Annotated in this window: 23 protein-coding genes; 5 read left to right on the forward strand and 18 right to left on the reverse strand. The window is 63.7% G+C overall.

Annotated features, from left to right (window positions below; genetic code table 11):
- Positions 1–71: 71 nt before the first annotated feature.
- The 11 genes from FJW08_RS00005 to FJW08_RS00055 all read right to left on the reverse strand — a co-directional run bounded on the left by FJW08_RS00005 (position 72) and on the right by FJW08_RS00055 (position 10,636).
- Entirely contained in the window at positions 72–794 is a 723-nt protein-coding gene (locus tag FJW08_RS00005) for a ribulose-phosphate 3-epimerase (protein WP_140807891.1), read from the reverse strand.
- Positions 791–1,621, reverse strand: coding sequence for an alpha/beta hydrolase (locus FJW08_RS00010; RefSeq protein ID WP_140807893.1), 831 nt, complete (start codon positions 1,619–1,621; stop codon positions 791–793). Before FJW08_RS00010 ends, FJW08_RS00005 begins: the two co-directional genes overlap by 4 nt.
- Complete coding sequence (locus FJW08_RS00015; RefSeq protein ID WP_140807895.1) at positions 1,621–2,439, reverse strand: sugar phosphate isomerase/epimerase; 819 nt, start codon at positions 2,437–2,439, stop codon at positions 1,621–1,623. The genes FJW08_RS00010 and FJW08_RS00015 overlap by 1 nt, the downstream gene beginning before the upstream one ends.
- A complete protein-coding gene (locus tag FJW08_RS00020; RefSeq protein WP_140807897.1) occupies positions 2,439–3,515 on the reverse strand; it encodes a Gfo/Idh/MocA family oxidoreductase in 1,077 nt (358 codons plus the stop codon). Before FJW08_RS00020 ends, FJW08_RS00015 begins: the two co-directional genes overlap by 1 nt.
- A 4-nt stretch (positions 3,516–3,519) precedes the next feature.
- On the reverse strand, positions 3,520–4,341 hold the full coding sequence (locus FJW08_RS00025; RefSeq protein ID WP_140807899.1) for a sugar phosphate isomerase/epimerase: 822 nt from the start codon (positions 4,339–4,341) through the stop codon (positions 3,520–3,522).
- 79 nt (positions 4,342–4,420) lie between these two features.
- Complete coding sequence (locus FJW08_RS00030) at positions 4,421–5,263, reverse strand: carbohydrate ABC transporter permease (protein ID WP_140807901.1); 843 nt, start codon at positions 5,261–5,263, stop codon at positions 4,421–4,423.
- Between the two features lie 6 nt (positions 5,264–5,269).
- Positions 5,270–6,166 (reverse strand): sugar ABC transporter permease, encoded by an 897-nt coding sequence (locus FJW08_RS00035; protein WP_140757714.1) that lies wholly within the window; start codon positions 6,164–6,166, stop codon positions 5,270–5,272.
- 120 nt (positions 6,167–6,286) lie between these two features.
- Complete coding sequence (locus tag FJW08_RS00040; RefSeq protein ID WP_140807904.1) at positions 6,287–7,534, reverse strand: sugar ABC transporter substrate-binding protein; 1,248 nt, start codon at positions 7,532–7,534, stop codon at positions 6,287–6,289.
- A gap of 112 nt (positions 7,535–7,646) precedes the next feature.
- Positions 7,647–8,792 (reverse strand): ABC transporter ATP-binding protein, encoded by a 1,146-nt coding sequence (locus FJW08_RS00045; protein WP_140807907.1) that lies wholly within the window; start codon positions 8,790–8,792, stop codon positions 7,647–7,649.
- Positions 8,793–8,881: 89 nt separating this feature from the next.
- On the reverse strand, positions 8,882–9,832 hold the full coding sequence (locus tag FJW08_RS00050; protein ID WP_140757717.1) for a PfkB family carbohydrate kinase: 951 nt from the start codon (positions 9,830–9,832) through the stop codon (positions 8,882–8,884).
- Between the two features lie 3 nt (positions 9,833–9,835).
- Positions 9,836–10,636, reverse strand: coding sequence for a class I fructose-bisphosphate aldolase (locus FJW08_RS00055; RefSeq protein WP_140808371.1), 801 nt, complete (start codon positions 10,634–10,636; stop codon positions 9,836–9,838).
- A 162-nt stretch (positions 10,637–10,798) separates the two neighbouring features.
- Here FJW08_RS00055 and FJW08_RS00060 point away from each other — a divergent pair, with 162 nt between their 5' ends.
- The 3 genes from FJW08_RS00060 (at position 10,799) to FJW08_RS00070 (ending at position 13,938) form a co-directional block, all read left to right on the forward strand.
- The gene (locus tag FJW08_RS00060; protein ID WP_140807909.1) at positions 10,799–11,560 is read left to right on the forward strand and encodes a DeoR/GlpR family DNA-binding transcription regulator; all 762 of its coding nucleotides are present in this window, start codon (positions 10,799–10,801) and stop codon (positions 11,558–11,560) included.
- Between the two features lie 261 nt (positions 11,561–11,821).
- Complete coding sequence (locus FJW08_RS00065) at positions 11,822–12,970, forward strand: Gfo/Idh/MocA family oxidoreductase (protein WP_140807911.1); 1,149 nt, start codon at positions 11,822–11,824, stop codon at positions 12,968–12,970.
- Positions 12,971–12,987: 17 nt separating this feature from the next.
- Positions 12,988–13,938 (forward strand): alpha/beta hydrolase, encoded by a 951-nt coding sequence (locus FJW08_RS00070; RefSeq protein WP_140807913.1) that lies wholly within the window; start codon positions 12,988–12,990, stop codon positions 13,936–13,938.
- On the opposite strand, the gene FJW08_RS00075 is transcribed toward FJW08_RS00070, so the two are convergent.
- Positions 13,926–14,960 (reverse strand): LacI family DNA-binding transcriptional regulator, encoded by a 1,035-nt coding sequence (locus tag FJW08_RS00075; RefSeq protein ID WP_140807915.1) that lies wholly within the window; start codon positions 14,958–14,960, stop codon positions 13,926–13,928. The two genes, FJW08_RS00070 and FJW08_RS00075, sit on opposite strands and share 13 nt — an antisense overlap.
- A 249-nt stretch (positions 14,961–15,209) precedes the next feature.
- Here FJW08_RS00075 and FJW08_RS00080 point away from each other — a divergent pair, with 249 nt between their 5' ends.
- Together FJW08_RS00080 and FJW08_RS00085 are read left to right on the forward strand one after the other, a co-directional pair.
- Positions 15,210–16,163, forward strand: coding sequence for a sugar kinase (locus FJW08_RS00080; RefSeq protein ID WP_140807917.1), 954 nt, complete (start codon positions 15,210–15,212; stop codon positions 16,161–16,163).
- Complete coding sequence (locus FJW08_RS00085; RefSeq protein WP_140807919.1) at positions 16,160–17,443, forward strand: D-tagatose-bisphosphate aldolase, class II, non-catalytic subunit; 1,284 nt, start codon at positions 16,160–16,162, stop codon at positions 17,441–17,443. Before FJW08_RS00080 ends, FJW08_RS00085 begins: the two co-directional genes overlap by 4 nt.
- 66 nt (positions 17,444–17,509) lie before the next feature.
- On the opposite strand, the gene pobA is transcribed toward FJW08_RS00085, so the two are convergent.
- Genes pobA through pcaD form a run of 6 tightly spaced genes read right to left on the reverse strand, consistent with a single transcriptional unit; the run spans position 17,510 to position 22,328 of the window.
- Entirely contained in the window at positions 17,510–18,682 is a 1,173-nt protein-coding gene (pobA, locus tag FJW08_RS00090) for a 4-hydroxybenzoate 3-monooxygenase (RefSeq protein ID WP_140807921.1), read from the reverse strand.
- Positions 18,682–19,734, reverse strand: coding sequence for a 3-carboxy-cis,cis-muconate cycloisomerase (locus FJW08_RS00095; RefSeq protein ID WP_140807923.1), 1,053 nt, complete (start codon positions 19,732–19,734; stop codon positions 18,682–18,684). The genes pobA and FJW08_RS00095 overlap by 1 nt, the downstream gene beginning before the upstream one ends.
- A 19-nt stretch (positions 19,735–19,753) precedes the next feature.
- Positions 19,754–20,368, reverse strand: a complete 615-nt coding sequence (gene pcaG / locus FJW08_RS00100; RefSeq protein WP_140807926.1) for a protocatechuate 3,4-dioxygenase subunit alpha — start codon at positions 20,366–20,368, stop codon at positions 19,754–19,756.
- Entirely contained in the window at positions 20,368–21,120 is a 753-nt protein-coding gene (gene pcaH, locus FJW08_RS00105; RefSeq protein ID WP_140807928.1) for a protocatechuate 3,4-dioxygenase subunit beta, read from the reverse strand. Before pcaH ends, pcaG begins: the two co-directional genes overlap by 1 nt.
- Positions 21,113–21,523, reverse strand: a complete 411-nt coding sequence (pcaC, locus tag FJW08_RS00110; RefSeq protein WP_140757729.1) for a 4-carboxymuconolactone decarboxylase — start codon at positions 21,521–21,523, stop codon at positions 21,113–21,115. Before pcaC ends, pcaH begins: the two co-directional genes overlap by 8 nt.
- Entirely contained in the window at positions 21,516–22,328 is an 813-nt protein-coding gene (gene pcaD / locus FJW08_RS00115; protein ID WP_140757730.1) for a 3-oxoadipate enol-lactonase, read from the reverse strand. Before pcaD ends, pcaC begins: the two co-directional genes overlap by 8 nt.
- Positions 22,329–22,351 lie beyond the last annotated feature (23 nt).

The raw sequence follows: 22,351 nt of genomic DNA on the forward strand, positions 1-22,351 counted from the left end.
GGCACATCCTACGACCCCAACAAACACCCCGCCGCTAGCTTCTTGCTCACAACAGGTTGACACAGGAAGTCTCATGCCGCGACCTTCAAACCATGCAGCCAGCCGATGCGGCCGGCGAGATCCTTGTCGCCGAAAGCGAGCGAACCGAGCACCACGGTCTCGGCGCCGGCGGCGCGCAGCAGCGGCACCGTTTCGTGACGGATGCCGCCATCGGCGGCGAGCACCACGGCCGCCTCGCGGCCGTGGTTCCTCAGGATGGCGCGAGCCTCCCCCAGCCTGTCGCAGGCATTCTCCGACAGGCCCTGGCCCTTGACCCCGATCGCGGTGCCGAGCAGCGTGACGAAAGCCACCTCGGAGACGAAAGGCGTCACCGCCTCGACCGGGGTCTCCAGCCTCAGCACGACGCCGGCCTCGGCGCCGAGTGCACGCGCCAGCTGCACCGCGCGCAGGCCCGCTTCGCCATTCTCGGCATGGACGCTGATCATGTCGGCGCCAGCCTCGATGAACTGACGCGTCTGTTCTTCGACGATTGCCCCATCGACCATCAGATGGACGTGGATGGGCTTGGCCGTCAGTTTGGCAATACGGGCGACGAGATCGGGGAAGAACAGGAAGGACGGCGCGAAATGGCCGTCCGCGACGTCGATGTGGTGCAGATCGACATAGGGTTCGATGCGCCTGAGGTCGCTCTCGAAATTGGCGAGATTGGCGGACCACGATGAGAATTCGGCGATCAGACGGTCGCGCGGCAATGCGGCGATGGCGGCCGGGCCTGACAGGGGTTTCGAGATCATGACTGGTCCTGGTTGTTGAAATTTCTATCGAGGAAGCCGCCGATGGCGGCACGGATTTCGGCGAAGTGGCTATTCTTGTCGGTAGCCTTCGGCGTCACCTCGGCAAAGGCCGCGCCGGGGATGGTGTTGGCGAGTTCGCGGGCGGTCGCCAAGGGATGGACGAGATCGATGCCGCTGCCGATGACGAGCGTGGGCCTTGCAAGGCCGGCGGCTTCGGCCCGCGTCACGCCAGGTCCGTCATTTGCGATCGCCTGCATCACCTCGGCAAAAACGGTCGCGTTGTCACGCTCGAAGAAGCCGAGCAGCGAAGCGAGATTGTCTGGCGCCTCTCTGCGAAAGCGGGTTGCTGTCGCGGAGGACGCGAAGGCCGCGCGCGCCTCGTCCAGCGGAAGCCGGTCGATCAGTTCCGCCACTTCGACGTAAGGCTGCATATTCCCAGGCGCCGCGTCGAAGGCCCAGGCTGGGCGCACCATCACGAGGCCAGAGACGCGATCGGGATGCCGGGCCGCCAGATGCAATGCAATGGCGGCACCCATCGAGATACCGCCGGCGACAAAGCGCTCCATTCCCGCCGCATCGGCAGCGGCCAGCACATCGTCGGCGAACATGGCGATCGAGAACGGACGGCTACTGCCGGCACTGGCGCCGCCTTGCGCGCGGCATTCGACGGTCAGCCGGCGGCGCGAGGGGCCGTCGGGAAAGTTCTGCGCCACCTGGGCGGCGTCGCCGCCGAGACCGTGCTGGAAGACGATGGGAAGTCCCTGCCCCGTGTCGAAGACACGGAGCGCGGCGTCATCTCGCAGCATGATCGTTGGCGCGACGTCCATCAGAGCAGCCCTCGCAGGAAGGTGGCTACGCCAGCAGCCTCATCGGCGGACAGACCGTGCGTGACGAGCGCGCCATCGAAACCCACGCCCTTCAGCCGCGCGACGAAATCCGGGAAGTCGACGATGCCTTGCCCTGCAGTAGCGAAGCGGCCGTCGGCGAAACGGTCCTTGGCATGCGCCATGGCGATGTGGCCGGCGGCCTCATCGATCGCGGCAGCGACGATCATGCGCGCCTCATCCAGCGTCGCATGTTCGAACAGGTTGGCGGGGTCGAGCACGATCTTCAGGTGCCTGGAGCCCATCTCGGCGATCAGGCGCGTCGCATCCGTGGCCGAGGTGACGATGTTGGCCTGCTCGGGCTCGATGCCGAGATCAACGCCGGCCTCCTCGGCCAGCGCCAGCGCCTTTGCCATCTCGGCGGCCATGTCGGACCAGGCGGACGGATCGGCATTGTCGGGGTGGTAGGCCCATTGGTCGGCGGCATCGCGCGAGCCGGTGCAGAGCGTGACCAGCGGGATGCCGAGGGCGGCGGCAGTCTCGATGACGATGCCAAGGCGGCGAAGTCCGTCGTCGCGCATAGCCTTGTCGGGGTGCGCCATGTTGTAGGTGCCCGACAGCGCGGCCAGCGAAACGCCCGACGATCGCACTGCGGTGCGGATGGCGGCGACGGCATCCGCCGGCACGACATCCGGCATCGACGACAGGCCGGCGCAGGCGAGATTGAACTGCGTCGTCTCGTATCCGGCCTGGTTCACCGTCGTCAGCACAGCACCCGGGTCGGTGCCCGAAAAGGTCTTGGCGAAGATGCCGAGACGCATCAGACCGCACCCGAAACCGAGGCGAGCTCAACCCGTTCGCCGGTCTCGACAGAACGGGCAATCGCCACCATGGCGCGGATCGAGGCGATGCCGTCCTCGACATTGGCGCCATGCATCGGTGCGCCGGTGAGCACGGTGTCGGCAAGGCCTTCGAGCTGGCGACGGAAGAAATGGCCGTCGGCGCCGAGCGGTTTTCGCGAGGTCGCGTCCTTCTCATGGAAGATGTCGACCTCGCTGGCGCGGAAGTACCAGGGGTTGAAGGTTTTCGCGATGACGGACCCGTTCTCGCCATAGAGCTGAAAACCCTCGTGCCAGTCCATGCGCACGGCGACGGTCAGATCGAGGTGACCGAGCGCGCCGCTGGCGAATTCGGTCTCGACGAACCAGCAATAGGCGCCGAAGCGCTCGTTGAGGCGAGCACGCACGGCGGTGATCTCGCCGCAGAGGAAGCGGGCGGTGTCGACCAGATGCGAGCCGTGCGCCAGCATGAAATATTGCCTGAGATCGGCCTTGGGATTTCCGCCCGGCTTCTTCGCCAACTTGCTGGTGACGGGTAGCGGCTGCACGGCATCGGTGTTGGTGTAGCGGTGGGTGGAATCGCAATACCAGGCCTTCAGCGCCAGCACCTCGCCGATCTCGTCGCGGACGAAATCGCGCGCGGCCTCCAGCGCCGGGTCGAAACGCTTCATGTGCCCGACCTGCAGCACCTTGCCGGAGCGGTTGACCGCTGCGGCCAGCGCCTCGCCTTCCTCGATCGAGGTGCCGATCGGCTTTTCGCAGAGAACATGCTTGCCTGCATCGAGTGCCTTGATCGACATCGGCACGTGATAGGCATCCGATGTGGCGACGATGACTGCTTCCAGATCCGGATCGGCGAGCATGGCGTCATAGTCGGCATACATCTTCTGCGGTTCATAGGTGGCGCCCATGCGGGCGAGGAGATCGGGTGCCGCGTCGCAGATAGCGTAGAGGTCGGCATTGCCGGCCTTGACGCAGGATTCCAGATGCGCGAACTGCGCGATCGGGCCGCAGCCAAGCACACCGACCCTGAGGCGTCTGTCCTGTTTCTTGATCATCGTCTCAGGCCCCGTAGCCGCGCATCGTCTGGCGGTTGGTCTTGACCGCACCGGCCGGATCGGCGGCAGCGGTGTCGGATTCTTCTTCCAGCACCAGCCAGCCGTTGAAGTTCGGCGCGGTACCGGCGATCTCGATGACTCGAGGCGTGTCGCAGACGCCTTCGCCCAGCATCGCCCATGTGCCCTTGGCGTCGACGTCCTTGAGGTGGATGTAGCGGATGCGGTCACGGTAGGTGGTGAGTGTATCCGCCATGTCCTTGTGGCCGCGCAGGATGTGGCCGGTATCCGGCACCCAGCCGACCAGATCTGGGTCGAGCAAGGCAAAGATCGCGTCGTAATCGGCGCGGTCGAACAGCAGCGTGTTGTGATGCGAGCTCGGATGCAAGGCTATCTGGACACCAGCCTTGCGGCCGAGCTCGCCGGCCTTGTTGTACAGCTCGGCCGCGATAGCGAATTTGCCGTCGCGCGGCCCCTCGGAGACGACGGTCGCCGAGCCCATCGACACCAGCGCATCGGGAAAGTTTGCCACGAAATCGATCCAGCGCCTGGCGGTTTCGAGGTCGGCGCCGATCTCATCCTTGAGCGTGAAGCCGCTCTTCGAGCCGAAGGCGAAGGAAACCAACGCCAAGCCGGACGACTTCAGCGCGGCGGCGAACTCGGCCGGCTTGCCGGCGTAGCGGCCGATCATGGTGTCGGTGATCTCCATGCCGGCATAACCGCCATCCGCGATCGCCTTCAACAGATCGTCGGGGCCACCCGTCCAGTCCTTGCCCAGCATTTCCCAGGTGAAGGTCTGGCAGCCGACTTTGAGGTCTTTCACGTTCATCCTTTCATTCCTTGATTCCGCCTATTCCTTGGGGCCGCCCTGTGTCAGTCCTTCGATGATGTGGCGCTGGAAGAACATCCTACTTGACCGAGCCCGCGGTCATGCCGGCGAGGAAGAACCTCTGGGCAACGAGGTAGATGAGCAAGAGCGGCAGCGAGCCGAGCACGCTCATCGCCATCATCTGGTTCCATTCGAAGGCGTGCTGCCCCATCAACAGCTGTATGCCGATCGGGACGGTGCGCATGGACGTCGACTTCGTCAGCGTCAGCGCAAAGAGAAATTCGTTCCAGCACAACAGGAAGGTGTAGACCGAGGTCGCCACGATACCAGGCAGTGAGATCGGGACGATCACCCGCCAGAGCGCCGTCCAACTCGTGCCGCCGTCAACGGCAACGGCTTCATCGAGATCGCGTGGCAACGTGTTCAAGTACCCTGTCATCAGCAGGATCGCATAGGGCAACGTAAACACCAGGTAGGTCAGGATCAGCGCGGCATAGGTGTCGAAGATGCCGTACGAGACGACAAGCCCGAAGAAGGGGATCAAAAGTGTGATCGGCGGGATCGTCTGCGTGCTGATGATGAGTGTGTTCAGGCTGCCCTTGCCGCGGAAGTTGAAGCGGCTAAACCCATAGGCCGCCAGCAAGGCGATCAGCACCGTCAGCACGGTCACCGCTCCCGCAACGAAGTAGCTGTTGAAGAAGAAACGCAGCTTCACCGGATCGCCAAGGATGGCTGCATACGCTTCCAGCGTGAAGGCCTTCGGCAGGATGGTTGGAGGCAGCGCAAAGATTTCGGTATTCGACTTGAACGAGCTGCTGAGCATCCAATAGATCGGGAAGGCTGCGAAGAACAGTCCAGCCGCAAGAGCGACATGCAGCGCGACGGTGATCAGCTTGTCTTTGCCAGAATTCCGCTTCCTCATGGCGTCCTACCTGGCCCGCTGATAGCGAATATAGAACAACGTCAGTCCGAGAGAGATCAGCAGGATGACCACAGCACTCGCCGACGCCTGGGACAGGTTGTAGCTCGAAAACGCCAGCTTGTAGGTGTAGGTGCTGAGGACCTCGGTCGCGTAGATCGGGCCGCCGCCCGTGGTTATCCAGATCAACGGGAAGACCTGCATGGTCCAGATGAAATCGAGCAGCGAGATGCTGATGATGATCGGCATCAGCTGCGGGATGGTGATGAAGATCAGCTTCTGGTAGGCCTTCGCCCCGTCGATATCGGCGGCCTCGTAGAAATCCTTGGGAATGCCTTGCAGGCCTGCAAGCAGACTGACCATGAAAAGCGGGTAGCCCGCCCAGATATTGGCGAAAGTGACGGCGTGCAGCGCGGTCTCGGGCGAGGAAAACCACTCGACCTTGGAACCGATGATGCCCATCTGCATGAGAATGCTGTTCACGACACCGTTCGGCTCGAGCAGGAGACGCCAGATCACCGCGATGATCACCGCGGTGAACAGCCAAGGCAGTATGTAGAGCACGCGCAGCACATTGCGCAGCGTTGGATTGATGCGGTCGCTGTTCAGCATGAGTGCGAAGATCATGCCGATGGTCATATGGAAAACGACACTCATGCACGTGAAATAGAGCGTATGCCACAGCGAAGCCCAGAACACGGGATCGTCAAAGATCGCCTGGTAGTGCTTTAGCCCGGCAAAGGATGGATCACGACGCAGTACCGCGCTGTTCTGAAAGGAATAGGCAATCACCGTGACCATCGGCAACAGCATCAGGAGCCCGACTATGAGCAGCGAGGGCGACAGATAGAGATAGGGCGCCACAGCTCGTCTGAGCTTGTGATGGGAGCGCTTCTGCCGGGTCATGGTGGCAACCTCGCGACAAGAGAAAAGAGCTTCAAATACCATTCAGGTTCGTCATTTGCCGGCTGGCCCGCCTAGTGGCGGGCCAGCCGATAAGTGGGCCGCAAGAGCGAAGCATGGCGATCAGAATTTCGCCATCCAGGCCTTTTGCGCGGCAGCGGCCGCCTCTTCCGGCGTTTGCTCACCGGCAAGCATCTTTTGCGCCTGCACGTCGAACTGGGTCATCAGGTCTTCAGCCACCGGCAAGCCCGTGAACTCGTTGGCGAGATAGCCGGTCTTGAAGATCTCGAAAGCCTTGCCGAAAGCCTTGTCGGACGTCACGAAGTCAGGCTTGGCGTTGACGTTGCCCGGGAAGGCGTTTGCAAGCGAAACGAGCTTGGCGTTCACCTTTTCGCTCATCAAATACTGGACGAGTTTCCAGGCCTCCTCCTGGTGTTTCGAGGCCGCGGAGATGCCGATGCCCCAGGAGGCATAGGGAAGGCCGCGCTTTCCCGTATAGTTTTCCACGACCGGAACCGGGATGAGGTCGAAGTTCAGCTTGGGATTGCGCTTGCGGATAAGGTTCACATGCGCGAGCGAGTCGATCATCATCCCGACGCGGTCGTTGACGAATTCCTCGACCTTTTCCTGCTCGGTCTTGGTGGCGATGCCGGGCGAGATGGTGCCGGCGTCGTTGAGCGATTTGACGAAGGTGAGCATGTCCACCACCGGTTTGCCCTCGAGGTCGGGCTTGCCGTTCGCCATCATCGATTGACCCGAAGCCCAGACCCACGACATCATGTCGTTCTGGACACCGGACGGCGTTTGCAACGACAGGGGCAGCACCCAGCCATACTGGTTCTTGTCGGCGTGCGTCATCTTCTTGGCGGCTTCGAGAAATTCCGCGCGGGTCGACGGCAGCTTGGTCACGCCTGCCTGGGCGGCGAGGTCCATATTCACGAAGACCGGATAGACGAACGAAGCGACCGGGAACATCACCGCCTTGCCGTCGACCTTGATGATGTCGGCGACCTGGCTCTTGTCGAACTTGCTCGCATCCATCATCGGGTTCATGTCGGCGAGCGCGTTCTGCGCATTCAGATTGTTCACCCATGCGCCGTCGAGACCGACGACGTCGCTGAGCGTTCCGGTTGCAGCACCAACCGAGATCTGGTCTCGCGTGGTCGCGTAGGGGCCGCTGACCAGCGTCACCTTGATTCCGGGGTTTGCGGCCTCGAAATCGTCCATGATTGCCCTGAGCGAGCCAGCCGGCAATTCGGGCTCCCACCATTGGGTGAATTCCAGCGTCGTGTCCGCCATGGCGCCGGTTGCGCCAAGCAACCACGCGGCCGCGGCTATTTTCAGCATCGCGGGTTTTATACGAAAGGTCATTTTCTCCTCCTTCTTTTGGGATCGGCTGCACAATGCTGCCGATCGTGTGGTTATTCAGAAGTCTTCTTACGCAGACACCCTCGCTCTCGCCTGCGGGCCTTGCCCCGGATCTTCAGATCGCCAGATGCGTCTCGGGATCGAAGAAATGGAGCTTGGAGTCATCCAGGGCCAACTGGATTTCCGAGCCGGAGCGGACTGCGCTGACCGGTTCGAATTTCGCCACCGCGTTCGACGCCCGGCCGAAATCATCCACCGCGTCCGGGTCGCCGGAGTCCACCCGGACCGCTTCGATGTTCAGATGGACGATGTGCTCGGACCCGAGTTCTTCGATCGAGGTCACCTTTGCCGGTATCGTCTGATACTTGCGGCCGGATTCGAGGTTGCTGTCATAGAGATGCTCCGGTCGGACCCCGAACACGACCTTGCGTCCCGCATACGATCTCAAGCCCGGCCTGCGCACGAAGGCCTCATCCTGCAGCCGGATGGCGAAGGTGCCGGAAATCAGTTCGCTACCTTTCAGGGTTGCCTCGAAAAGGTTCATCGAAGGAGAGCCGATGAAGCCGGCAACGAAGGCGTTCACCGGCGATTCATAGAGCCTCTTGGGGGTGTCGACCTGCTGCAGCACTCCGCCTTTCAACACCGCGACCCTGTCCCCCATCGTCATCGCTTCGGTTTGGTCGTGGGTCACGTATATGGTCGTAACGCCGAGCTGCTTTTGCAGACTGGTGATTTCGGCGCGCATTTGAACACGCAGTTTCGCGTCCAAATTGGAAAGGGGTTCGTCCATGAGAAAGGCAGCCGGCTCGCGCACCATGGCGCGGCCCATGGCAACCCGTTGACGCTGCCCGCCTGAGAGGTTTGCGGGTTTGCTGTCCAGCAGCGACGTCAATTGCAGGGTTTTGGCGATCTCGTCCACGCGCTTCTTGCGCTCGGCCTTCGGTTTGCCTGCCAGCCGCATCGAAAAGCCGATGTTTTCGAACACGGTCATATGCGGGTAGAGCGCATAGCTCTGGAAGACCATCGCGATATCGCGGTCCTTGGGCGGCATGTCGACGACGTCGACCCCGCCGATCCGAAGGCTGCCGCTGGTGATGTCCTCCAACCCCGCGATCATCCGCAACGCGGTGGATTTGCCACAGCCGGACGGCCCGACGAGAATCAAGAACTCACCGTGCTCGACCGACAGGTTCAAGTGGTCGATTGCGCGAAAATTGTTCCCGTAGGTCTTGCAGATATTCTCAAGAATGACTTCTGCCATCTTCCTCCCTCCACAAGTCTAAGCCACTGATTTTTATTGTGCTCCTTGGCTTATTCCGCCTGTGAAATGTTTCCTCGGACAGTTTCAGGCTATGTTCCGGTATCGAGCTGCGTATATTTCAATTCGACTGCCGACGGCGCGTTCGTCGATGCCAGGAATTCCATCACCTGGCCGTCGGTCGGAAGCGCTTCGCGCCCGCCCCGCCCCGTTATCGAAAGGGCCGCCGCTGCGGCGGCGAATGCGACCCGGCCTGCGGTGTCGGCCCCGCGCGTCAATGCAAGGGCATAGGCGCCGTGAAAGCAGTCACCGGCGCCGGTCGAATCGACGACGGCGACCCGATGCGGAGGCAGGTGCCAGAGCCCGGTCTCGTCGCGTCCGCGATAATAGACGCCCTTGCCGCCATCCGTCAGAACCACGGCGAACCGCGACGGCAACCACAATGCATCGAGCATCTCGGCGGGCGATCGGCACCCCGTGAAAGCCCGCGCAAAGCCGAGGGGAAGAATGAGATGGTCGCAGAGCGCGATCAGTCTCTCGGTGGCCGGGCCGCTGCTCCATTCGATATCGCCGAGGATCGCAAGGCCGAGATCGCGAGCCCGAACCACGACATCCAGCGATCGGATCGCGTAACTATCCACGATCAGGACTGTCGCGCGACTGAGGACCTCGTCCGGAAAGTCCGGCGCGGTGCCCAGCATCGCTTCGTCGTCATACGCGATGAACCGCTCCCCATCCGAGCCGACGGTGATCCGCGAGCGCACCGGGCGTGCGTGCGGGTGGCGAGGCGCGAATGCGGTTTCAACGCCGCTCGCAACGAGATCGCACAGCACGGCGTCGTCCTCGGCACTGCCCAGCCATCCGACGAACCCGGCGGTTCCGCCGAGCCGCGCGACGGCGGCAAGGGCCGTCGCGACATTTCCGCCGAAAGCTCTGGTGCTTTGCAGAACCTTCCCCTTGCCCGCCGACAACGGCTGATCGACATAGACGATGTCGTCGATCGCAATAGCTCCGAAGCCGAGGATTGAAGGGACGGTGTGCATCGTTCAGGCACCCGCTCTTGCCAGGGCGTCTTGCGCCGAAAGGCCGTCATGGATGACGCCCCGAAAGGCAATCGCTGCTTTCTCCGGATCGCCATGCCCCCAGAGATTGCGGCCCACCACGGCACCGCGCGCGCCGGCACGGATGGCGTCCGCCGTCTGCTGGAGGGCGCCGAGCAGCGTATCTGTCTTCGGGCCACCCGCGATCACAACCGGCACCGGGCAGGTCCGAACGGTCTCTCGGAACGACTCGAAATCGCCCGTGTAACCGATCTTGATCACGTCGACGCCGGACTCGTAGCCGATGCGCGCCGCATAGGCGATCTCGTCGGGGGTGAAGACGATCTTTGCCCCGTCGGTGAAATCGCGAGGGTAGATATGCGCGACTACCGGCATGCCGTAGCGGGCCGCCGCATTCACCGAATCGGTCAGCCAGCGTATGTATTTGCCCTCGGTCGCGCCGCGTACCGGAATGGCCACGGCCAACGCATCGGCGCCAGCGCGCACCGCATCCTCGGGCGTTGCAATCAGCTCACTGATGCGATCGTCCGGGGTGAAGCAGCCGGCCTGGATGACCAGGGAAGCCTTGCCCGCGTATTGCGGCCATAGATGGCGCGCAGTGCCGGGCTGGATGCTGACGTAATCGGGTTTGCCCACCATGACGCGAGCGAGCGCGCCCGGCAGATCGGCAAGGCCTCCTTTGCGCACGTCTCCATAGCCGACAAAGTGGTCGACCGCGCCGCCAAAAAGATTTCCCGATGGATGCGAAAAGAGGCGCGCAAGGCGCACTTTGGTTCCTAGGCTCATGAGTGCAAAATGTCCCAATCGTTTGGTTTCAAAATCCTGGAACCAGTGTTTTCGAAAGAAACGATAAATGCAATCTTTCGAAAGCTTTCGAATTTGCGTATTTTTGGTAAGGTGGGTCGAGGCCGGGGCGATTGCTCGGCGCATGGAGGCAAGGACAGGGCAATGTTATCGGAGCAGAGACGCCAATCGATCCTGAGTGAGGTGCAACGCAGCGGACAGGTTCGCACGAAGGATCTGTCCGACGATTTTGGCGTGTCGGAAGTCACGGTGCGCTCCGACCTCGAGATACTGGACCGCAAGGGACTACTAACCAAGACCCGTGGAGGGGCGGTGACCCGGACCACGGATTCGACCACGGCCGCGTTCGCCCGGCGGATGCAAACGAACCTCGATGCGAAGAAACGCATCGCCCGGGCAGCGGTAGAACTGTTCGAGGACAACCAATCGGTCATCTTCGACGGCGGCTCGACATTGATGCAGGTTGCCATGCAGTTACCGCCACTCAACAATGTCGTGGTCGCGGCCACGGCGATGAATATCGTGCAGCATCTGATGCATCGGCCCGGGCTCGACGTGCACATGATCGGCGGCCGGGTCTATCCAGACACGGTGAGCACGCTGATTACCGATGCCGACACGGCTCTCGGCGGCTTGGTGGCGCATCAGGTCTTCGTGGGAGCGCATGCGATCGACTCGTCACTGGATGTGGTCGACGTGAACGAAGACATGGCGCGAACGAAGCGAAACCTGGTGCGCATGGCCCGGCGCGTTGTCCTCCTTGCGGATTCGAGCAAATGGGGCGTCAGCGGGACCTCCAAGGCATTTTCGCTGTCGGGCGTCCATGTGGTGATCACCGACGATGGTCTGCCCGGTCCAATACGCAGCCAGTTGGATAGAACGGGAGCCAAGGTGATCTATGCCTGAACCCGTCGCGGTCCTTGGCCGCAACCGAAAGATCCGATGCGGATGGCCCACGGGATTCGTATCGGCCAGCCGTATTTTCCTGCCTCTCATCTTCTCCTCCCAGCGCTGGCAGCCTCCCGATGTCACGCCAGCATTTCCGCATGTTCTATAAAAATTTTACGCGCGTCAATATTTAAAATGTTGTATATCGATTTCGAATGCGATCCGGCACCATCGCGACGGATCGGGCAGCGCGACCGCATTGGGAGGGTACGACAGAAAATGCAGGCAAAATCACAGACCAAACTCGGCATCGGCGTCATCGGATGCGGCAACATCTCGATGACTTACTTGCGCAACGCCGCGCTTTTCGGCGGCATCGAATTGCGCGCCTGCGCCGATATTTCGGCCGAGATGGCGGCGTTGCGGGCCAAGGAATACGGCATTCGCGCTCTCGGCGTCGATGCGCTCCTGGCCGACCCCGAAATCGACCTCGTCCTCAACCTGACCATCCCGGCGGCGCATTTCGACATTTCGTTCTCCGCCCTTTCTGCTGGCAAGCATGTCTTCACCGAAAAGCCACTCGCAACCTCGGCCAGCGACGGCCGCCGCCTGGTGACCGAGGCGGCCAGGCGTGGCCTGCTGCTCGGCTCGGCGCCTGACACGTTCCTTGGCGCCGCCGGACGCAAAGCGCGCCGCCTGATGGACGAGGGCGCCATCGGCCGCCCTGTCGCCGGCACCGCCTTCATGATGGGACGCGGCATGGAACACTGGCATCCCAACCCGCAATTCTACTACCAGCCTGGCGGCGGCCCGGTGTTCGACATGGGCCCCTACTATCTCACCATGCTGGTCAACCTGCTCGGTCCTGTCGCGCGCGTCATGGCGATGGCGACGCGTGGCCAGGAAGAACGGTTGATATCGGCCGAAGGCCCGTTCAAGAACACCAAATTCAAGGTCGGCACGCCGACCAACGTGCTGTCGCTGCTTGAATTCCGCTCCGGCGCCACCGTCACCTTCGGCGCCTCATGGGACGTCTTCAAACATTCCAACCATCCGATCGAGTTGCACGGCACCGAGGGCTCGCTGCGCCTGCCTGACCCCGACACGTTCGGCGGCACGGTGTCGCTCTCCGAACGCGGCGCCGACTGGAAGGATTTCGCCAGCGAAGGCGAACTCTACGGCGCCCGCAACTGGCCTTACGCGGCGCCCGACCGCGCCAATTACCGGATGCTCGGCGTCGCCGACCTGGTGCGATCGCTGCAGATTGGGGCAACGCCTCGCGCTTCCGGCACTCTGGCGCTGCATGTGCTGGAGATCATGGAAGCGATCCTTCATTCAGGCGAGACGAAAAGCTCGGTCGCCATTGCCGGTGACGTCGTCCAGCCGACCCTGCTGAGCGAAGACGAGGCACGCGGCCTGCTCGCCTGATCCGCACGGAGATGACGATGACACTCGATCCGGATGCACTGCGTGCGCTCGAAATCGTCCGGGCCGCCGGTGGCGAACCGTTCGAGAATGGCAGTGTGGCGGCGGCGCGGGCCGCGTATATCGCTTCGTTCCCGACCCAGCAGGGCGAGCACGAGCCGGTCGCGGCAACCGAGCAACGGCAGATCGATGGGCCGAACGGCCCGGTCACGATCCGCATCCATCGCGGTATAGGCGCTCCGCGCACCGGGGCGCGCGCCGTGCTTTACCTGCACGGCGGCGGCTGGGTGATCGGCAATCTCGATTCGCATGACGAGATCTGCCGCTGGCTGGCCAATCTCGGCAACGCCGTGGTCGTCTGCCCCGACTACCGGCTGGCGCCGGAGCACAAGTTTCCCGCCGGGCTCGAGGATTGCGCGGCGGCGCTGCGCTTCATGGCTGGGAACGCTGGCGAACTCGGCATCGACTCAGGCCGCATCACCGTTGCCGGCGACAGCGCTGGCGGCAATCTGGCCGCCGTTCTGGCGTTGTTTGCCCGCGACGGGCTGGCGCCGCCGCTTGCCGCCCAGATCCTGATCTATCCGAACACCGATGCCCGCCAGACGGCGGACAGCTACCGGCGTTTCGGCGACGGCTTCGGGCTCACCGCCGCCACCATGGCCTGGTTCCGCGACCACTATGTGCGAACGCCGGACGATATCGCGGACTGGCGCGTTTCGCCGCTGCTGGCCTCCAGCCTTGCCGGCGCACCGCCGGCCTTCGTCGTGATCGCCGGCCACGACATCCTTGTCGACGAAGGCACGGCCTATGCCGGGCGCCTGCAGGCCGAAGGAGTGCCGCTGGCGTTGCGGCACTGGCCGGGTCAGATCCATGGCTTCGTCTCGATGGGACGCCACATCCTGGCCGCGCGGCAAGCGGTGAGCGAGGCGGCGGCCTGGCTTCAGCGGCAGACGCGTGCTCAGGCCGACTGACGCATCACCAGGGTCGCGCCAAGCTTGACGTTGCGCATCAGATCCTGGCCGGGCGGGTCAGCCTCGTCCAGCAAGGCCAGCAGGATCTCGACACTGCGGCCGGCCATGGCGGCGAAGTCCTGCGCCATGGTGGTCAACGCGGGACAGGTGTAGCGGCTCAGCGGATGATCGTCGTGAGCGGCGACACGGAAATCGCAATCGGCGCGGCGGCCGATCTTCAGCCCGCGCGAGAAGGCAGCCGACATCACGCCGAAGGCGAGACGGTCATTGGCGCAGAGCAGCGTGCGGGCCGGCAGGCCGCCTTTCTCGAGCGTCCTGTCCATCCATTCGTGACCGATGCGCTCGAAGTCCCAGCTGTAGTCGCCCGCCGCCTTGAGAACGACGGACTCCAGGCCGGCGGCGTGCATCGTGTCGATATAGCTCTGCAGCCGTTCGCTCGAATTGTGGTTGACGTGCGGAATGTCGACATAGACCGGCGGTTCGCCGGACCGGCAGAGATAATCGACGATCGTCGAGGTGCTCTGGTGGTTGTCATTGCCGACGAACGGCGTGTCGCCCTCGATGTAGGTGTCGAAATAGACGATCGGAATGTCCTCGCTCATCCGCTCGAAGACGCCGGGTTCGGAGACTATTCCCAAAGGAGCGACGATGGCGCCGGCGACCTTCAGTGACATCAGCGTCCTCACCGACTCCGCCTCCAGCTTCGGCGAACCGTGCGAGGAAATGACGATCGGCCAAAACCCTTCGTCGCGGCAGCGCAGTTCGATGCGGCTGACCATTTCGGCATAGAACGGATCGGTGATCGTCGGCACGACGATGCCGACATTGCGGGTGCGCTTGCGGTTGAGATTGCGCGCGAAAACGTTTGGCTGATAGTCCGAGGAACGAAGCGCCGCCTCGATGCGCGCCCGTGTCGCCGGCTTCACGCTGGCCGGATCGTCGAAATACTTCGACAGGGTTGGCCGCGACACGCCGGACGCCCTGGCGAAATCATCCATCGTGCGGTGGGTCTTCTCCGCCATCGATATTTCAGCCCCTTACTCTCAATGCTAGCCTTCGCGCCCTGGCCAGAATCAGTCTTGCGACCGTCGCGGTGAGGCAGCATTGCTTGACCGAACTTATTCAGTCAAATTTCCACGTTTCCAGTACAACGCAAAAGAATTGCGCACGTCAAATTATTTATTGACGCTCTGAAAACGACGACTTAGGTTTTGAACCGCACGGACATAGGGGAGCACGCGGCAGCCGACCGTCCGGCAGATGGTGAGGACATGAAGAAACTGGTTTGCGCCGGCGAGATCCTGGCCGAGATCATGGCCGAGCGGATCGGCCAGAGTTTTCGCGCTCCCGGCCCGCTGATCGGTCCGTTTCCGTCAGGCGCTCCCGCCATCTTCATCGACCAGGCGGCGCGGCTCGGTCAGCCGGCAGGATTGATCGCGGCAGTGGGTGACGACGATTTCGGACATTTGAACATAGAGCGTCTGCGCGCCGATGGCGCCGACATCTCCGCCATCAAGGTCCATCAGGGTGCCGCGACCGGAACCGCCTTCGTCACTTATGAGAGCGATGGCAGCCGGCACTTCGTCTACAACATCAAGCAGAGTGCCGCCGGGCTGATCGAGATCGGCACGGAAGCGCGCGCGCTGCTGGCCGGCGCCGACCATTTCCACGTCATGGGCACATCGCTGTTCTCGCCCGAGGTGATCGAGGTTGCCCGCAACGGGATCGAAGCCGTCAAGACGCGCGGCGGCACGGTCTCCTTCGACCCCAACATCCGCAAGGAGATGCTCGATCTGCCAGGCATGCGCGATGCCTTGCATTTCGTGCTGTCCAAGACCGATGTATTCCTGCCGAGCGGGCCTGAACTCTTCACCTTCGCCGAGGCAACCGACGAGGAAAGCGCGGCGCGCGAAATGCTGGACCGCGGCATCTCCGCGGTGGTCGTCAAGAAGGGCGCCCAGGGCGCCGTCCACTACGACCGGTCAGGGCGCATCGCGTCACCCGGCTTCGTCGTCGAGGAAATCGACCCGACCGGCGCCGGAGACTGTTTTGCGGCAGCCTTCGTCTCCTTCTGGCTGCGTGGAGAAGCCCCCGAAAGGGCGCTCGAGATCGCCAATGGCTGCGGCGCGCTGGCGGTGACGAAGAAGGGGCCGATGGAAGGCATCGCCTCGCTGGCCGCTGTCGAGGCGTTCATCGCGACCGCCAGGACCGGAACACCGGCATGAGCCAGGCGACCGACAGGCTGGCCGCCATTGCAAAGCGCCGTGCGGCCGGCGACCGCGCCGGCATCGCCTCGATCTGCTCGGCCCATCCGCTGGTCATCGAAGCGGCGCTGCGCCATGGCAAGGCGCGCGGCGCCGACGTGCTGATCGAGGCCACCTGCAACCAGGTCAATCACGAAGGCGGCTATACCGGCATGACGCCAGGCGATTTCCGCCGCTTCGTCGAGACGATCGCCGGCAAGGCCGGCTTTCCCTTGGGCAGGCTGGTGCTCGGCGGCGATCATCTGGGCCCCAACCCCTGGAAGCACCTGGCGGCGCCCGAGGCCATGGAAAAGGCATCGCGCATGGTGGATGCCTATGCCGAGGCCGGCTTCACCAAGATCCACCTGGACGCCAGCATGGGCTGCGCCGGCGAAGGCGCTGCACCGCCCGACGCCACGATCGCCGCGCGCGCCGCCGAACTGGCCGAGGTGGCGGAGGCCGCGGTCGAACGAACAGGCGGCACCAGGCCTGTCTATGTCATCGGCACGGAAGTGCCGGTGCCGGGCGGCGCCCTGGAAGCGATGGACCATCTGGCGGTGACGACACCGGAGGCCGCGGGCGAGACGGTGCGCATTCATCGCGCTGCCTTCAGCCGGCGTGGCCTCGACCAGGCCTTCTCGCGGGCGATCGGCGTCGTCGTGCAGCCGGGTGTCGAATTCGGCAATGCCGAGGTGATCGCCTACCGCCCGGAACGCGCCCGGGCGCTCGCCGGCACGCTGCGAGACCTGCCGCAATTCGTCTTCGAGGCCCACTCGACCGACTACCAGCCGGTCGAAGCTCTAACGGCACTTGTCGACGATGGCTTCGCCATCCTGAAAGTCGGACCCTGGCTGACCTTCGCGCTGCGTGAAGCGCTCTATGGCCTGAGCCACATCGCCGACATTCTGGTTCCTGACCCGGCTCGCGAAAACCTGCCGGCGGCGATGGAGCGCGTCATGCTGGCGGCGCCCGGCAATTGGAAGAACTACTATCATGGCGGCGAGGCCGAGCAGCGGATCGAGCGGCATTTCTCCTACAGCGACCGTATCCGCTACTACTGGCCGGCGCAGGCGGCCCGGCAGGCCGTGAACGCGCTGACGCAGGCACTGGGCGAACGCGATATCCCCTCACCCCTGATCAGCCAGTATCTCGGCCGTCTCGACGGCGCGGTGGCGAGCGGATCCGTCGCGCCAAAAGCTAGGGAACTCCTGATCGCAAGCGTGACGGACGTTCTCGACATCTACGCCGAAGCAACGGACTAGGCCCCAATGATCGGCACCGATGCCCGGCCAGCGACCTTCGCCGCGCAGCGCCATGGTTAGCCACCCTCAATAGGGCAGGCCGACATAGTTTTCCGCCAACGCGGTCGAGGCCGCGCGCGAGTGCACGAGGTAATCGAGCTCGGCCTCCTGGATACGCTGACCGAAATCGCCGGTGTCGGGAAAACGGTGCAGCATTGTGGTCATCCACCAGGAAAAGCGGACCGCCTTCCAGACCCGCGCCAGCGCCTTGCCCGAATAGGCTTCGACGCCGGCCATGGATTTTTCGCGATAGAAGTCGCGCAAACCGGCAAAGAGATAGCACACGTCGCTGGCGGCGAGATTGAGCCCCTTGGCGCCCGTCGGCGGCACGATATGGGCGGCGTCGCCGAGCAGGAACAGCCGGCCGAAACGCATCGGCTCGGCGACGAAGGAGCGCAGCGGCGCGATCGACTTTTCGAAGGACGGCCCGGTGGTGACACCTGCTGCCGTCCGCTCCGGCAGGCGGCGGCGCAACTCGTCCCAGAACCGGTCGTCGGACCATGCCTCGACCCGATCATCCTGCGGGCATTGCACGTAGTAGCGGCTGCGATGCGTCGAGCGCATCGAGCACAGCGCAAAGCCTCGCTCATGGTTGGCGTAGACCAGTTCAGGATCGGCCGGCGGCACTTCCGCCAGCACGCCCAGCCAGCCGAACGGATATTGCCGCTCGAAGGTTTTCAGCGCGCGCTCCGGCGCCGATTTGCGGCTGACGCCGTGATAGCCATCACAGCCGGCGATGAAGTCGCAATCGATGCGATGAGTGATGCCGTCCTTCTCATAGGTGACGAACGGCGCCGCGCCATCGAAATCGTGCAGCGCGACATCGGCTGCCTCATAGACGGTGACGAGCCCCATCGCGTCGCGCTTTTCCATCAAATCATGCGTCATCTCGGTCTGGCCATAGACGGTGACATGCTTGCCGCCGGTGAGTGCCGCGAGATCGATGCGGTGCAGGCGCCCGTCGAAAGCGAGCGAGATGCCGGAATGCGGCAAGCCTTCGGCATGCAGACGATCCGCGGCGCCCGCTTCGCCGAGCAGGTCGACGGTGCCCTCTTCGAGCACGCCGGCACGCACGCGGCCAAGCACATGTTCCCGGCTCGATCGCTCGAGGATGACGGTCTCGACGCCGATGGTGGCGAGCAACTGGCCGAGCAGCAGGCCGGAGGGTCCCGAGCCGACGATGACGACCTGGGTGCGCATCAGTGGCCGAGACTCTCGATCCGCGCGGCCAGTTCGGCGGCAAGGCGCAAGGATGCGGCGGTGGCGACGATCATCTGCGGCAGCAGCAGCCATTCCAGCGTCCAGGCCGCGCCCGAGCGCTCCTGCTCATGCACCAGCGCCTGATGCATGCCGGAAAGCTGCGTGGCGTTGAAACGGGCAAGCGCCACCAGCGCCTCGGCCTTCACCGGGTTCTGCTTGTGCGGCATGGCCGACGAGCCGCCACCGCCCGATAGCTCGATATCGGTGCCGCCCTGCGCCATCAGCACGATGTCCTGGCCGAACTTGCCGAGACTGCCCGTTATCAGCGACATCAGGCCGGCAAGATCGGCGAGCGCATCGCGCTGGCTGTGCCATTGCGGGGCGTCGCCGAGGCCGAGCCTGCCCGCTAGCGCCGCGCGCACCGCCGGCCCCTTGTCGCCAAGCTTTTCCAGCGTTCCGGCGGCGCCGCCGAACTGCACGGCGAGCAGGCGCGCCAACTGTTGCGACAGCCTCTCCTGATGCCGCTGCAGCGGCGCCCGCCACGCTGTCACGCGATCCGCCACCTTGATCGGGATCGCCGCCTGCATGCGGGTCACCCCGGTCAGTGCCCTACCCCCGAAGCGCTCCTCGAGCGAGGCGAGCCTTATGATGGTCTCGGTCAGTAGCAGGCCAAGATGCTCGGCGACGGATTTCAGCCGAAGCATGAGGCTGGTGTCGATGACGTCCTGGCTGGTCGCGGCGAAATGGACGGAACCGCCATGCGGTTCGCCGACGGCCAGTTTGATCTGGCGCACCAGTTCGGGCACCACGACGCCGTCCCTGGTGACGCCGGCGCGCAGCTTGCCGGTATCCGGCCGGAACGAGGCAAGCGTCTTGACGATCGCCGCTGCGGCCTCCCTGGGAATGATGCCGCAGTCGGCCTCGGCCTCGGTCAGCGCGCGTTCGAAGGCGATCATCGCGGCAATGTCGGCTTCCACCGAAAAATGCCGCGCCGCTTCCTCGTCGCCGAGCAGGCCGGAAAGCAGCGGATGATCGAAGGGCGATACGGTCATGTCCTGCTCCTTGCGTCCATCAGCTGTCGAAGAAGACCGTTTCCTTCTCCCCCTGGAGATGGACATCGAAGACGTAAGCGTTGCCCCTGCGCTCGGCGATCAGCGTCGGCACGCGGATGCGGTGCTCGATGCGCGCCAGGATCGGGTCCTCGGCATTGGCCTCTTCCTCGTCGGAAAAATAGAGCCGTGTGTGCAGACCGAGGTTGATGCCGCGCGCGACGATCCAGAGCGTGATGTGCGGCGCCATTAGGCGGCCGTCACGGAACGGCACGCGGCCCGGTTTAATGGTCTCGAATATGCAGAGGCCGGTTTCCATGTCGGTCGGGCAGCGACCCCAGCCCTGGAAATTCGGATCGGCGGCACCGCGCATCTCCGCAGGCGAATTGTAGAGCCCGTCGGCATCCGCCTGCCAGATCTCGATCAGCGCGTCCTTCAGGGGCGTGCCGGTACCGTCGAGCACGCGAATGCGCAGCTCGATGCGCTCGCCCTTGGTCCGTTCATTGACCATTGTTGCGCCAAGGTCGCTCTCATAAACGCCGCCGATGCCGCAAAAATTCGGCGTCAGCCCGATATGGACATAAGGTCCGGCGGTCTGCGAAGGGCTCTCCTTCGGCTGGTCGAGCGACTGCGCCATCAATTGCCCTCCGGTCTGTTCTCGAACAGCGTCGAGCGGCGCCCGCGCAGCACGATGTCGAATTTGTAGGCAAGCGCGTCCATCGGGATGGTCGACTGCATGTCGAGCGCGGCGATCAGCGCTTCGACGGCCGCCTTGTCGCGAATGCCGCCGACGATCGGACAGCGCCAGATCAGCGGATCGCCCTCGAAATACATCTGCGTGATCAGCCGCTGCGCGAAGCCGTGGCCGAAAAGCGAAAAGTGGATATGTGCCGGCCGCCAATCGTTTGGGCCATTCGGCCAGGGGTAAGGACCGGGCCTGACGGTCCGGAAGGCATAGGAGCCGTCCTCGCCGGTGATGGTGCGGCCGCATCCGCCGAAATTCGGATCGAGCGGGGCGAGATAACCGTCCTTCTTGTGGCGGTAGCGGCCGCCGGCATTGGCCTGCCAGAATTCGAGCAGCGCACCGGGGATGCCAACGCCGCGCTCGTCGAGCACCCGTCCATGGACGATGATGCGCTCGCCGATGGCGCTCTCGCCCGGCCTGGCGAAATTGTGGATCAGGTCGTTGTCGCGTTCACCGATCATGGCATGGCCGAACACCGGGCCCGTCAGTTCCGATAGCGTGTTGTCGAACGACAGCAATGCCTTCTGCGGAGAACGCAGCACAGAACTCTTGTAGGCCGGCGTGAACGCCGGCGGATGCCATTGGCGGTCGCGCTGGAAGAAGGCGCCGGTTTCCGGCGTCCGGTTGGAGCCCGGCTCAGCCATGAGCAGCCTTGTCTCCGTCCATTTCCGAAAACACCTCCTTGGCAATCTTGAAGGCACGGTTGGCCGCCGGCACGCCGGCATAGATGGCGACATGCAGGAACGTTTCGCAGATATCTTCGCGCGTCGCTCCGGTGTTGGCGGTGGCGCGCACATGCAAGGCGACCTCCTCATCATGGCCGAGTGCCGCCAGCAACGCCAGCGTGACGATCGAGCGCTCGCGCTTCGAAAAGCCTGGTCTGGCCCACACCGTTCCCCAGGCGGCCTCGGTGATCAGGTCCTGGAAAGGCTGGTCGAAATCGGTGGCAGCTACCTCGGCCCGATCGACATGCGGATCGCCGAGCACGGCGCGGCGGACTTCGACCCCGGTCCGGTATCGGTTGGGGGTTTTGGAGACATCATCCATGAGCGGGCTTTCCCTTGGGAAGCGAGGCGACAAAGTCGCGGATCAAGGTGGTGAGTGCTTCGGGCCGTTCGACACAAGGGATATGTCCCGCGTCGCGGATCACCTCGAAGCGCGCGCCAGGGATCAGAGTGGCCAGCGAGCGGACAAGATCGGGAGGCGTCGAGCCATCCTTGTCGCCGACGATGCACAGCGTCGGCACCGCGATGCGGCGCGCGGCCTCGGTCAAGTCGGCATCGCGGACCGCCATGCAGGTTCCGACATAGCCAGGCAGCGCCTGCCTGGTCAGCATGTTGCGGCAGCCGGCAAGGTCGGCGGCGCGCGCGGCATGGAAATCCGGCGTGAACCACACTTTCATCACGCCGTCGGCTATCGCCTCGATGCCGTCGCGCTCGATGGTCGCAATGCGGCCGTTCCAGCTCTCGGCAGTGCCGATCTTGTGGGCCGTATCGCTGAGGACCAGGCCCTGGACGATCTCCGGCCGGCGGGCGTAGAGGCGTTGCGCGACCATGCCGCCAACCGACAGTCCGACCAGAACAACCCTGTCGAAACCGAAATGGTCGATGAGGGCGCTCAAATCGTCGGCATGGTCGTCAATGGAGCGCACGCCGCCGCCATTGTCGGAAAGGCCGTGACCACGCTTGTCATAGACGAGCAGAGACATCTCGCCGGCCAGAAGCGCAACGACCTCGTCCCAGATGCGGAAGTCGGTGCCGAGCGAATTGATGAACACCACCGGTGGCGTCCTGCCGTTCGCCTCGACATATCGGTGATGCAGCGTGATGCCGCCAAGGGTAACGAATGGCACGATTTCGATCCTCCATCTCCACA

This window comes from Mesorhizobium sp. B3-2-1 (assembly GCF_006439515.1).
Taxonomy (GTDB): Bacteria; Pseudomonadota; Alphaproteobacteria; order Rhizobiales; family Rhizobiaceae; genus Mesorhizobium.